Origin of the sequence: Streptomyces sp. GSL17-111 (genome assembly GCF_037911585.1) — a bacterium.
Classification (GTDB): Bacteria; Actinomycetota; Actinomycetes; order Streptomycetales; family Streptomycetaceae; genus Streptomyces.
The window spans coordinates 5,914,980-5,926,842 of sequence record NZ_JBAJNS010000001.1 but is presented as its reverse complement, the minus strand read 5'-3'; the positions used below and the strand labels follow the sequence as shown (position 1 = coordinate 5,926,842).

Annotated in this window: 11 protein-coding genes; 2 read left to right on the top strand and 9 right to left on the bottom strand. The window is 71.7% G+C overall.

Features of this window, described 5'->3' with window-relative positions:
* Nucleotides 1-27: 27 nt before the first annotated feature.
* A complete protein-coding gene (gene ccrA, locus V6D49_RS25730; RefSeq protein WP_340563468.1) occupies nucleotides 28-1,284 on the bottom strand; it encodes a crotonyl-CoA carboxylase/reductase in 1,257 nt (418 codons plus the stop codon).
* A 304-nt stretch (nucleotides 1,285-1,588) separates the two neighbouring features.
* Here ccrA and V6D49_RS25725 point away from each other — a divergent pair, with 304 nt between their 5' ends.
* Nucleotides 1,589-2,338, top strand: a complete 750-nt coding sequence (locus V6D49_RS25725; RefSeq protein WP_340563466.1) for a thioesterase II family protein — start codon at nucleotides 1,589-1,591, stop codon at nucleotides 2,336-2,338.
* Nucleotides 2,339-2,373: 35 nt separating this feature from the next.
* Entirely contained in the window at nucleotides 2,374-3,570 is a 1,197-nt protein-coding gene (locus V6D49_RS25720) for a cytochrome P450 (protein WP_340563463.1), read from the top strand.
* Between the two features lie 60 nt (nucleotides 3,571-3,630).
* Here the strand turns inward: V6D49_RS25720 and V6D49_RS25715 are convergent, their stop codons facing one another.
* From V6D49_RS25715 to V6D49_RS25680, 8 genes are all read right to left on the bottom strand, one after another.
* The gene (locus V6D49_RS25715; protein WP_340563461.1) at nucleotides 3,631-4,740 is read right to left on the bottom strand and encodes a DegT/DnrJ/EryC1/StrS family aminotransferase; all 1,110 of its coding nucleotides are present in this window, start codon (nucleotides 4,738-4,740) and stop codon (nucleotides 3,631-3,633) included.
* Nucleotides 4,737-6,128, bottom strand: coding sequence for an NDP-hexose 2,3-dehydratase family protein (locus V6D49_RS25710; protein ID WP_340563458.1), 1,392 nt, complete (start codon nucleotides 6,126-6,128; stop codon nucleotides 4,737-4,739). Before V6D49_RS25710 ends, V6D49_RS25715 begins: the two co-directional genes overlap by 4 nt.
* 14 nt (nucleotides 6,129-6,142) lie before the next feature.
* Entirely contained in the window at nucleotides 6,143-6,853 is a 711-nt protein-coding gene (locus V6D49_RS25705; RefSeq protein ID WP_340563456.1) for a class I SAM-dependent DNA methyltransferase, read from the bottom strand.
* Nucleotides 6,854-6,875: 22 nt separating this feature from the next.
* Nucleotides 6,876-8,132, bottom strand: coding sequence for an activator-dependent family glycosyltransferase (locus tag V6D49_RS25700; RefSeq protein WP_340563452.1), 1,257 nt, complete (start codon nucleotides 8,130-8,132; stop codon nucleotides 6,876-6,878).
* Nucleotides 8,133-8,436: 304 nt separating this feature from the next.
* Nucleotides 8,437-9,423: an NAD-dependent epimerase/dehydratase family protein gene (locus tag V6D49_RS25695; RefSeq protein ID WP_340563450.1), complete on the bottom strand. Its 987-nt coding sequence runs from the start codon at nucleotides 9,421-9,423 to the stop codon at nucleotides 8,437-8,439.
* Nucleotides 9,420-10,022: a dTDP-4-dehydrorhamnose 3,5-epimerase family protein gene (locus tag V6D49_RS25690; RefSeq protein WP_340564340.1), complete on the bottom strand. Its 603-nt coding sequence runs from the start codon at nucleotides 10,020-10,022 to the stop codon at nucleotides 9,420-9,422. The genes V6D49_RS25695 and V6D49_RS25690 overlap by 4 nt, the downstream gene beginning before the upstream one ends.
* A gap of 97 nt (nucleotides 10,023-10,119) precedes the next feature.
* A complete protein-coding gene (locus V6D49_RS25685) occupies nucleotides 10,120-10,857 on the bottom strand; it encodes an ABC transporter permease (RefSeq protein ID WP_340563449.1) in 738 nt (245 codons plus the stop codon).
* Nucleotides 10,854-11,789, bottom strand: coding sequence for an ABC transporter ATP-binding protein (locus V6D49_RS25680; protein WP_340563446.1), 936 nt, complete (start codon nucleotides 11,787-11,789; stop codon nucleotides 10,854-10,856). The genes V6D49_RS25685 and V6D49_RS25680 overlap by 4 nt, the downstream gene beginning before the upstream one ends.
* Nucleotides 11,790-11,863: the final 74 nt, after the last annotated feature.

Genomic DNA, 11,863 nt, shown 5'->3' with positions numbered 1-11,863 from the left:
GAAGCGGTGATCGTCGCCCGGCAACCCCTACATGACCCCAGACAGCGTGGTCAGGCCGTGTGAGGTGGCGTTGACGAGGACGGCGAAGTTGCCGGTGCCCTGCCGGTTCTCGTAGAGGCGCTGGTGGCCATCGGCGATGTCGTCGAAGGTGCCGCACCAGGTGATGCAGGGGTCGAGGCGGCCCTCGGACATGAGGCGGATGACGGCCCGGTTCTCACGGGTGTTGGAGCCGTGCGAGCCCTGCAGCCGCTTGCTGCGCATCCAGAGGTAGCGCAGGTCCAGGTCGCCGTTGTAGCCGCTGGTGCCACCGCAGATGACGACCATGCCGCCGTTGTCGCACAGGAACATGGAGGTCGGCAGAGTCTCCTCGCCGGGGTGTTCCACGACGATCCGCGGGTTGCGGCGCTCGCCCAGGACCTCCCAGAACTTGGCGCCGAAACGGCGGACCTCGGAGGTCCAGGCCTTCGCGGCGGCCTTGTCGTCGAGGTCGGGGAGCCGTCCCCAGTGATGGAACTCGGTACGGTCGATGACGCCCTTGGCGCCGAGGTCGAGGGCGTACTTCGCCCGCTCCTCGCTGGAGACGACGGCGATCGGGATGCCGCCGCGCAGGTTGGTGACCTGGATGGCGGCCGAGCCGACGCCGCCCGAGCCGCCCCAGATCAGCACGGGATCGCCGGGGCGTACGTCGTTCGGCGCCCAGCCGGTGAGCTGGCGGTAGGCGGTGGCGCCGGTCACCAGGAAGCTGCCCGCGCTCTCCCAGGACAGGTTCCGGGGCTTGGGGTGGCACTGCTGTTCCTTGACGCGGGTGAACTGGGCGAAGGAGCCGTAGTTGGACTCGTAGCCCCAGGCCAGCAGGGACTTGGAGGCGAGGGGGTCGCAGCCCATCCGGACGTCCTCGGCGGTCTCGTCCCAGATCGCGCCGGAGGTGACGACCTCGTCGCCCACCTTGAACTGCGTGACACCCTCGCCGACGGCCCAGACGACGCCGGATGCGTCGGTGCCGCCGATGTGGAAGTCCTCGGTGGCGCCGTGCAGCTTCTGCCGCATGGCGATGACGTCGATGGGCTGTCCGAGGGAGGCCCACACGTTGTTGTAGTTGATGCCCGCGGCCATCACGTAGACGAGCACCTCGCCGCGCCCGGGGCGGGGCACCGGCAGGACCTCGGTCTGCATCGCCTTGGCGGGCTCCCCGAAGCGGTCCTGGCGGATCACGTTCGCGTACATCTGGTCCGGGACCACGCCGAGCGGTGGGGGGTCTCCCAGCTCGTACAGCGATTCTGACACGGTCGCCCCCTCACCCGGCGCCGGCACACGTGTTGGCCGGCCCGATTCGGAACTGCCTCATTGATGAACCCATGCGCTGGAGGACGCTACTCAAGGCCTGCGCGGCCTGGACACCCCCTACCGGCCCGCCGGGACCCCAGCCCTCGGGGCCTCGGGGCGCCCCGGGACCGTCCGCCCCCTGACTTGCGGCGCCCGTGCCCCTGCTCGGGGCGGCCACCCCTTGTCCGCGCGCCCGCGAGGTGGTGGCATCACGTCAGCCTCCGCGCCATTCAGTCTTTCCGGAACACGAGAAGTGGACGACCACATGACGGCTCACGCCACCACCTCGACCTGGGTACGCACGTACGCGCCCGCACCGGCCGCACCGGTCCGGCTGGTGTGTCTGCCGCACGCGGGCGGATCGGCGAGCTTCTGGCTCCCGGTCGCCAAGGCGCTGTCCCCGCAGGCGGACGTCGTCGCGATCCAGTACCCGGGACGCCAGGACCGCCGCCACGAGCCGTTCGTCGACAACCTTCCCGAACTCGCCCTGCGCGTGCACGAGGTGCTCGGCGAGTTGGACGACAGGCCGACGGCGCTGCTCGGGCACAGCATGGGTGCCACGGTCGGGTTCGAACTGGCGCTGCTCATGGAGGCGGCCGGCCGGCCGGCGGCGCACCTGTTCGTCTCGGGCCGCCGCGCGCCGTCGGCGACGCGTCACGAGACCGTGCACCAGCGCGACGACGACGGCCTGCTCGCCGAGGTGCGGGCGCTGGCCGGCACGGACAGCCGGCTGCTGCAGGACGAGGAGCTCATGCGGATGGCGCTGCCGGCTGTCCGCAACGACTACAAGGCCGCCGAGACGTACACGTGGACGGCGGGCGAGCAGCTGAGCTGCCCGGTCACCGCGCTGATCGGCGACGCCGACCCGAAGGCGCACCTCCCCGAGGTCGAGGCGTGGGCCAAGCACACCACCGGCCCGTTCGCCATGGAGGTCATGTCCGGCGGGCACTTCTTCCTGCTCGACCACAGCGCGCGGGTGCTGGACGTGATCCGCACCGCGCTCGCCAAGAGTTGAGCGGCACAGTCCACCGAGGCAGAGGGAGCGACGGCATGAGCGCGCGGTACGACCTGAACGACCCCGTCCTGGCCGCCGACCGGTTCGCCTACTACCGGCGGCTACGGGAGGCCGATCCCGTGCACCGCACGCCGCTGGGCTACTGGGTGCTCACCCGCTACGACGACGTGTCGGCGCTGCTGCGCTCCCCGCACTCGTCGAGCGCCTTCCCCAAGGAGCCGGGCTGGGCGATGACGCGCGGCGGGCCGACCTGCCCGGTGATGCGCAGCGTGGACAAGTGGCTGCTGCTGCAGGACGGGGCGGACCACCGGCGGCTGCGGAAGCTCATCGCGCGGGTGTTCACGCCGCGGTTCATCGACCGCCTGCGGCCGCGCATCACCGAGATCGTGGACGGTCTGCTGGACTCGATGGGCGACGGCGAGGTGGATCTGATCCGGGACCTGGCGCTGCCGATGCCGGTCGCGGTGGTCGGGGAACTGCTCGGCATTCCCGTCGAGGACCGGGCGCGCTGCCGGGACTGGACGGACAAGGTGGGGTACGTCCTCGACCCGGACGTCTCGCCGAGCCGGCGGATCGCCATGAACAAGGCGGAGCCGGAGTTCCGGAGGTACCTGCTAAAGCTGATGGAGTCGCGGCGCGGCGCCGACCCGGAGCACGATTTGCTGTCGGTGCTGATGCAGGCGGAGGACGGCGAACAGCTCACCGAGGACGAGATCGTCGCGAACATCCTGCTCATCTTCAACGCGGGCCACGAGACGACGGTGAACCTCATCGGCAACGGCATGCTGGCGCTGCTGAAGCAGCCGGAGGCACTGGAGGCCCTGCGGGCGGACCCGTCGCTGATGGGGACGGCCGTGGACGAACTGTCCCGTTTCGACCCGCCGGTGACGCTGGCCACCCGGATCGCGACCGCCGACATGGAGATCGGCGGGAAGACGATTCCGAAGGGGGCCCACGTCATGGGGCTGCTGGACGCGGCCGGGCGGGACCCGGAGCGGTACCCCGATCCGGACCGTCTGGACCTGGCCCGCACCGAGCCGAAGACGCTGGCGTTCAGCGCGGGCCCGCACTTCTGCCTGGGAGCGGTGCTCGGGCGGATCGAGGCCGCAACGGTCTTCTCCCACCTGCTGGAGCGGTACGGGAAGATCGAGCTGCTCCGCGAGGACCTGCCGGTCAACAAGCACTTCAACCTGCACGGCCTGCTGCAGCTGCCGCTCCGGCTCACGCACTGAGTCCCGCCCGGCACGGCCGGGCGGGCCGCTGCGAGCCAGCGGGCCGGTGCGGGCGGGGGGTCAGACGGTGCGCAGCACCTCGCGCAGCGCGGCGATGACCTTGTCCTGCCGTTCCTCGGTCAGCGAGGCGTACATCGGCAGGGAGAAGACCTCGCCGGCCAGCGCCTCGGTGACCGGCAGCGACCCCGCGGGCTGCCCGAGGTGGGCGAAGCCGGTCATCGTGTGCACCGGCCACGGGTAGCTGATGTTGAGCTCGACGCCGTGCGGGCGCAGGGCCTCGATGACGGCGTCGCGGCGCGGGTGCCGCACGACGTACAGGTAGTAGACGTGGTCGTTGCCCGCGACGACCTCCGGCAGGACGAGGTCGGTGTCAGCGAGGGCCTCGGCGTAGCGGGCGGCGACGCGGCGCCGGGCCTCGACGTAGCCGTCGAGCCGACGCAGCTTGCGGCGGAGGATCTCGGCGTGCACCTCGTCCAGGCGGGAGTTGTGGCCCGGGGTCTGCTCGACGTAGTAGCGGCGCTCCATGCCGTAGTAGCGGTACCTGCGCAGGGCGGCGTCGACGGCCGGGTCGTCGGTGACGACGGCGCCGGCGTCGCCGTAGGCGCCGAGCACCTTGGTCGGGTAGAAGGAGAACGCGGCGGCCTGGCCGGTGGTGCCGGCCAGGCGGCCGTTCTGCCGGGCCCCGTGCGACTGGGCGCAGTCCTCGAGGAGCACGAGGTCGTGGCGGGCGGCGAGCTTCTCCAACGGGGCGAGGTCGGCGCACTGGCCGTAGAGGTGGACGGGCAGCAGGCAGCGGGTGCGCGGGGTGACCGCGGCCTCGGCCTGCGCGGTGTCCATCAGGAAGTCGCTCTCGCGCACGTCCACGAAGACGGGGGTGGCGCCGACCTGGTCGATCGCGATGACAGTGGGCGCGGCGGTGTTGGAGACGGTGACGACCTCGTCGCCCGGGCCGACGCCCAGGGCACGCAGGGCGAGGACGAGGGCGTTCGTGCCGTTGTCGACTCCCACGCCGTGCGCCAGCCCGTGGTACGCGGCGAACTCGTTCTCGAAGCCGGTGGTGGAAGGGCCGAGGACGAGTCGTCCGGAGCGGAAGACCTGGTCGACCGCGTCGAGGATGTCGTCGCGTTCCGCCTCGTACTCGTCGAGGTAGTCCCATACGCGCAGGGTCATGGTTTCTCCCTTGGTTCCCGGCCGGCCAGGCCATGTAGACAGGCGAGGATGGAACGGGCCTGGATGTTGAGGTAGTGGCTGTGGCGCAGCAGCGCGGCCGTGTCGGGGAGCGCCGTCCAGCGGTAGTCGGGGCCGTCCGCGAGGCGGAGCCCGGGGTCGGCCTCGACGATCATGTAGCGGTTGCGGGCGTGCAGGAAGCGTCCGCCCTCCTCGGAGTGGACGGCGCTGAAGAGGACCTTCTCCTCCGGCGCGTTCAGCACGGTGTCCAGGAAGCGCGGGCGCGCCCCGGGCGGCAGGTGCGTGTAGGTCTGCGGAGTGCACTGCACCGTGGGGGCGAGTTCGAGGATGTCGAGATGCCCGGCCTCGACCCGGGCGTGCAGCAGGGCGTGCGGCACACCGTCGATCTCGCGCACCAGCAGCGCGACGAGGCCGGTGCCGTGGGGGGCGAGCAGCGGCTGGTCCCAGCGGCCGACCTCGCGGCCGGAGGCCTCCACGGAGACGCCGACGATGTCGAAGAAGAGCCCGTCCCGGTGGGTGACGCGGCCGTCGCGGAACTGCCAGCCGTCGACGGCGTTCAGCGGGATCTCGCGGACGTGGCGTTCGCGGCGCGTGCGCTCCTCGGTGATCCAGCCCAGGAGTTCCCGGTACGACGGACGGTGCTCGGCGGGCGTGGGGGCGAAGTCGGCACCAGCGTCGGGGAAGCAGGACATCACGGTACGGGTGTCCATGTTGACGAGGTCGTCGTGGTGCAGCAGTTCGTGGAGCTGGCCGAGGGTCAGCCAGCAGAAGCCGTCGAGGACCTCGACGGGGCCGGTGGCCTCGACGATCAGGTTCCGGTTGCGTTTGCGGTGGAACCAGGAGCCCTGCTCGGACTGGAGGACGTCGGCGATGACCCGGTCGGGCGGGGTGTCCCGGAAGTGTTCGAGGTAGGGGACGGCCTTGCCGCGGTGCACGCCGCCGTAGTTGCTCCGGGTCGCCTGGACGGTCGGCGAGAGCTGGATGCCGTTGATGTTGCCGGGTTCCGCCTTGGCCTGCACCAGGCAGTGCGGCACCCCGTCGAACTCCTTGACGAGGATGCCGAGGATGCCGGCCTCTGGCTGGCTGATGATGGGCTGCTGCCAGCGTTCCACGGCGGCCCCGGGCACCCACACGTCGAGTCCGCGCACGGAGAAGAACCGGCCGCTGGCGTGGCCGACGTTCCCGGTACACGGGTCGACCGACCAGTCGCGCAGCGCGTCCAGGGGGCGGAGTTCGGCGGTGGTGTGGAAGCGGTCCCGGCAGTCGGCGAACCATGCCTCGAAGGCCGCCGTGTCGGTCACGAAGCCGTCGACGGCCCGTGCGGACTCGGCGAACCGCGCGGCCGGCGCCTGCTCGGTCGGCTGTGTCATGGCGGGCGACCCGGTCAGGCGCGCACGGCGAGGAACAGCCCGCGGCCGTTCTGCACCTCGGGCACGTACTCGGTGGCGAGACCGGCCTCTACGAAGGCCTTCTCGTACTGCTCCCGGGTGTAGAGGCGGGCCAGGTACGTCTCGACGAAGTGGCGGACGCCCTCGTCCGGGTGGGCGACGGTGTAGTGGACCTCCATGCGGGACTTGTCGTCCTCGCGTGCGGCGTGCGAGACGCGGGCCATGGTGAGCCCGTCCACGGTGCACACGTCGCCGGACACATGGCCGGGGGTGAACGTTTCGTCGAACCACCAGGGGTCGACGACGACCACGCCCCCTTCGTCGAGGTGCGCTTCGAACCGACTTAGGGCGGCGACGAGTTCGGGCTCCGTCATGGCGTGGCCGATGGAGCCGAACATGCAGGTGACGACGGAGAACCGGGTCCCGAGGTCGAAGTCACGCATGTCGCCGAGGTGGACGGTGTCCCCCAGCTTGCGGCGGGCCATCTCCACCATGGGCTCGGACAGCTCCACGCCCGCGACCGTGTCGAACATGTCGGCGAAGGCGGTCAGGTGCGACCCGGTGGCACACGCCACGTCCAGCAGAGAGGTCGCGTCGGGGGCCTTCTCGCGGGCGAGGTCGGCGACGAACCGCGCCTCGTGGGCGTAGTCCTTGCCCCGGCCCTGGTGGATCAGGTCGTAGATCTGGGCGAACTCTGCTCCGTACACGGCTGTGGTCCCCTCGGGATGCTCAGACTGCGCTCTTGTGGCGGGCGGTGAGGTCCTCCAGGACCGGGACGACGTCGTTGGGCGAGGGCGCGGACATCAGGTCCTTGCGCAGCGCCTCGGCTCCGTTGCGGAACGACGGGTCCTCCAGGAGCCGTACGAGGGATTCGCGCACGCTCTCGGCCGTGACCTGGCCCGGCAGCACCGAGATCCCCGCCCCGGACCGCTCGACGAGACCGGCCCGGACGACGGTGTCCCACAGGCCGGGGAGGATCAGCTGGGGGACGCCGTAGAAAGCGGCCGTGGACTGCACACCCGCCCCGCCGATGTGGATGACGGCCGAACAGGTCGGCAGCAGGCCCTGCATGGGTACGAAGTCCATGACGGTGGCGTTGTCCGGTGCCATGTCCGCCGTCTCGCCCGGGGCCGGCAGCAGGGTGGCGATCAGCTCGATGTCCAGGCCGGCGAAGGCCTGAAGGGCTCCGACGCTGAACATGTCGAAGCCGAAGTAGCCGCGCACGGAGACGCCGGCGGTGACGGCCACGCGGGGCCTGGACGGCTCGGCGGCGAGCCATTCCGGCAGCTCCGCCTGCCCGTTGTACGGGATGTAGCGCACGCCGACGACCGGCAGGCCGTTGTCGATGCGGTGGGACGGCGGGCCGACGTCGATCGTCCACTGCCCGTTGGCCGCGGTCTCGTCGTACGTCGCGCCGTGGCGGGCGAGCGACTCGGTCAGCCAGTCTCGCAGCGGGTCGGTCCGCTGGTCCTCGGGGAGTTCCGCGAGAGTGGCGAGGAACGCGTTGCGGGTACGGGTCACCACGTCGGCGCCCCACACCATGCGGGCGTGCGCCGCTCCGGTAACCCGGGCGGCGACGGCGCCCGCCCAGGTGAACTGCTCCCAGACGATCAGGTCGGGCTGCCACCACCGGGCGTATCCGACCAGGGCGTCGGTGAACTCCTCGTTGTTGATGGTGCGGAAGTACCGGGAGGTCGTCTCGTCGAAGAAGCGCAGGAGCTCCTCGTGGCCCAGGTCCGCCGTGTCCGTGACGGCCTCGGCGACGCGGTTCGCCCAGCCCTCGTCCTGACTGGCCTCCATGACCTGCTTCCACCGGTGGTCAGCGCCGAGCGGCACCGCGGTGAGCCCGGTCCGTGTGACGGCCTCCGCCATCGCCGGCTGGGTGGCGACCCTGACCTCGTGACCCGCCGTGCGCAGCGCCCACGCGAGGGGCACCATGCTGAAAAAGTGAGTCTTCTCCGCATGTGCCGCGAAGAGAATGCGCATTGCCGTCCTCCAGACGGGACCCGTGACACGTCGGGCCGGTGTCGCTGCCGAGGTGGTGTCCTCGGCAGGAACATAGGGACTGCCCGTGCGCGTGGAACACCCCCTACCCCCCCTATCACCTGGCCGCTCCACCCCAGGCAGGGGCCGGGGAGGGGGCCGCTCGCCGGCCGAGGCAAGAAGTGACACGCACCTGCGGCGAGCCGCCGACCGTGCCCGTTTCTCATGCCTGCGCACCCGTGGTCTCACCCGGTCCAGGGCTCTGTTCGAGACCGACCGGGCATGCGCGCGGAGGGAGAGCAGCCGGTCACGGCGCCAGCGATGCGGCGGTGCGGTGCAGCGCGTCCGGCAGGGCGACCCGGGCGCGCCAACCGGTGACGGCGTGGAAGGGCTCCGGGTCGACGACGACGTGCTCCGCGTCGGCCGGGTCGGCGTGGTCCGGCGGGGGCACCGTCACGACGGGGACGGCCGGTCTGCCGGTCCGTGCGGCGACGGCGTCGGAGACGCCTGTGAAGAGGGAGAGCAGAGTGACGCCGGTGCCGGTGCCGATCTCCCAGTGGCGTCCGAGGAGCCGGTCGGCGTGATCGTGGGCGGCCAGCAAGGCGTCCACGACGTCGTCGATGTACACCAGGTCGCGGCGGACCGAGCCGTCGCCCCAGACGGTCAGCGGCTCGCCGGCCAGGGCGCGGCGGGTCATGGCGGCGACCACACCGCGGTCGGGGGCGGTGGCGGCGGGGCTGTGGCCGAAGACCGTGGGCAGGCCGAGTGCGACGCCCCGCAGGACGCCCTCGGCGGTGGCGCGTGCGAGGACGTTCTCGGCGAGGAGTTTCTGCCGTACGTACGGGCTCTTCACCTGGTCCGGGTCGACCGTGCCGCCCGGGCCGACGCCCCGGTGGGTGGTGGTGCTGGGGAAGACCACGACGGGGCGGTTCGCCCCCTTGCGGCCGGTGGCGGCGAGCGCGGCGGCGAGGTCGCGGACGAGCCCGACGTTCAGCCGCTCGGCGGCGGTGTCGTCCTCGGTGACCCGCCAGCCCGCCTCGGTAGCCGCGACCAGGTGGAAGACGGCGTCGGCGCCCTCGACGGCGCGAGCGATCTCTCCGGGGGCTGCGAGGTCGGCGGTGCGCACCTCGATCCCGGCGGCCGCGCCGTCGGGGACGGGTGTCTCGCGCCGGGCGACCAGCCTGAGCCGGACGGGCCGGGCGGCCAGGGCGCGGGTCAGCGGCGAGCCGATGAAGCCGGACGCGCCGAGCACCACGACCAGGGGGCGGTCTCCGCCGCCGGGCCGGCCGGTCACGCGTGCATCGCCTTCTCGATCCGCCGGCACTCCTCGTACACGGGCAGGGTCCCGGCCTCCGCCGCCTCGGCGAGAGTGGGGGCTACCGAGTCGCGGTCGGAGAGGATCATCCGGTCCCGGTCCGGCAGCGGCAGGCCGAGTGCGGGGTCGAGGGCCGTGAGGGCCAGCTCGTGCTCGGGGACGTAGCTGCTGGAGACCATGTACGACATGACCGTGTCGTCCTCGAGCGAGACGAAGGCGTGGCCGAGGCCGAGCGGGAAGTAGACGGCGCGGTGGTCGGTCTGGTCGAGCAGCACCGCGTCCCAGGAGCCGAAGGTGGGCGAGCCGACGCGGATGTCCACGACGATGTCGACGGCGCTGCCGCGCGCGCAGTAGACGTACTTCGCCGCCCCCGGCGGGGTGAGGGTGTAGTGGACACCGCGCACGACGTCACGGGCGGAGACGCTGTGGTTGGTCTGGGCGACGGGGAAAAGAGGATGGCCGACGGCGGCGGTGAACGCCGACTCCTGGTAGGGCGAGAGGAAGACGCCCCGACTGTCGGGGAAGGCCTTCGGGGTGAAGGCGTAGGCACCTTCCACCCGCAGGGGACGGACGGACATGGAGCCGGTGACGGCGGTGTCGGGCGCGACGGCGGACGGGACTTCGGGCACGGCGGACCTCACGGTGGGGCGAACGGGTGCGGGCGGGTGTGCGGGATCAGCGGAAGCGGCGGCCCTCGTCGGCGCGGTAGGCGCGGTGGGCGACGAGGGCGAGGACGACGGTCCAGACCCCCTGCGCGACCAGCGATGCGGTCCGCGGGCGGAAGTCGCTGACCGCCGCCCAGACCAGCTCCGCCGCGCCGCGGACAGGCGTGTACGGGGCGATCGTCGCGATGAAGCCGTCCGTAGCCTGCGGGTCGGCGAGCAGACCGCCGAGGACGACGAGGACCAGCGGGGTGACGCTGATCAGCATGGCCACCAGGTAGGGGTTGACGGCGTATCCGACGGCCAGCATGAAGAGCGCGAAGGGCACGACCGCGAGCATCAGGGCCAGCAGGCCGAGCACGAGCTGGGCCGGGGAGGCGGTGGCCTCGGTGCCGAGCGCGGCGACGAGGACCAGCGGGATCGCGCCGAGCACGGTCATCAGCAGGCTCAGCGTCACCATGGAGACCATGCGCGGCACCGGTCCGCCGGGTAGCGTGCGGACGTATCCGCCCCAGGGCTTCATCCGGGCGTCGGCGATCCCCATGCCGTACTGGGCGGAGCAGATGATGAGCACCGCGAAGAGACACATGGACGCGGTGCCCATGGTGGCGGCCGCCGGGTCGGAGCCCAGCGTGGGAATGACGAAGACGAACATGCCGCCGGCGGGCATGAAGAGCAGGCCGAGGAAGACCGCCGGGATGCGGACGGCCTCCAGGATCTCGAACTTGACGTAGGCGAGGGTGGTGTTCATCGTGCGATCGCCTCCGCGGCGGCAGAGGTGGGGTGGTCGGCGGCCGGGGCGTCGTGGCGGTCGCGGCCGAGCAGGGCCAGGAAGGCGTCCTCCAGGGAGCCGACGCTGACGGCGAGTTCGTCGAAGGGCGCCCCGGAGGCGACCAGGTCGCGTACCGTCTGGTCGGAGTCCTGGGAGATGAGGTGCACCCGGTCGCCGTCGCGTTCGACGGCGACGAGGCCGGGCAGGTCGGGCACCTCGGCCATGCGCACGGTGACCCGGCGCAGGCCGCTGACCCGGCGGAGTGCGGCGACGCTGTCGTCGGCGACGCAGCGCCCCTGGTCGATGATGACGACGCGTTCGGCAAGCTCCTCGATCTCGTCGAGGTAGTGGCTGGTCAGCACGACCGTACCGCCGCGTGCGTGAAAGGCGCGGACCCCGTCCCACAGGGTGCGGCGGGCCTCGACGTCCAGGCCGGTGGTCGGCTCGTCCAGGAACACCAGGTCGGGGTCTCCGACGAAGGCGAGGGCGATGGCCAGGCGGCGCTTCTGGCCCCCGGAGAGGCCGCCGATCTGGCGGTGGGCGAACTCGGTGATACCGAAACGCTCCTGCAGTTCCTTCGTGTCGGCGGGGCGGGGGAAGTGCGCCGCCACGAAGTCCATCACCTCGGTGGCCTTGAGGGTCTCGGGCAGGCCGGTGTCCTGGGGCGTCATGCCCATCCGGCGGCGGGCCTTCACGTCCCGGGGGTCCCGGCCGAACAGCTCGATCCGCCCCTTCGTGGGCTTGCGCAGCCCCGTGAAGAGGTTGATGAGGGTGCTCTTGCCGGCGCCGTTGGGGCCGAGCAGGCCGATCAGCTGTCCGGCCGGGATGTCGAGCGATATGCCGTCCACGGCCGTCTTGTCGCCGTAGCGCCGACTCACCCCCGTCGCACGGGCCAGCGGTTCGATCGTCATGCGGATTCCTCCATGGAACAGGTGCTTGCGGTTGCTCCCGCCGAGGTCGGCCGGAGCGGCGGTGGGGTCGTGTT

Excerpts from the sequence above, each read along its gene's own strand:
- V6D49_RS25725 (WP_340563466.1), top strand. The coding sequence starts at position 1,589 with ATGACGGCTCACGCCACCACCTCGACCTGGGTACGCACGTACGCGCCC.
- V6D49_RS25710 (WP_340563458.1), bottom strand. The coding sequence starts at position 6,128 with ATGACACAGCCGACCGAGCAGGCGCCGGCCGCGCGGTTCGCCGAGTCC.
- V6D49_RS25700 (WP_340563452.1), bottom strand. The coding sequence starts at position 8,132 with ATGCGCATTCTCTTCGCGGCACATGCGGAGAAGACTCACTTTTTCAGC.
- V6D49_RS25685 (WP_340563449.1), bottom strand. The coding sequence starts at position 10,857 with ATGAACACCACCCTCGCCTACGTCAAGTTCGAGATCCTGGAGGCCGTC.
- V6D49_RS25680 (WP_340563446.1), bottom strand. The coding sequence starts at position 11,789 with ATGACGATCGAACCGCTGGCCCGTGCGACGGGGGTGAGTCGGCGCTAC.
- V6D49_RS25715 (WP_340563461.1), bottom strand. The coding sequence starts at position 4,740 with ATGACCCTGCGCGTATGGGACTACCTCGACGAGTACGAGGCGGAACGC.
- V6D49_RS25690 (WP_340564340.1), bottom strand. The coding sequence starts at position 10,022 with ATGTCCGTCCGTCCCCTGCGGGTGGAAGGTGCCTACGCCTTCACCCCG.
- V6D49_RS25720 (WP_340563463.1), top strand. The coding sequence starts at position 2,374 with ATGAGCGCGCGGTACGACCTGAACGACCCCGTCCTGGCCGCCGACCGG.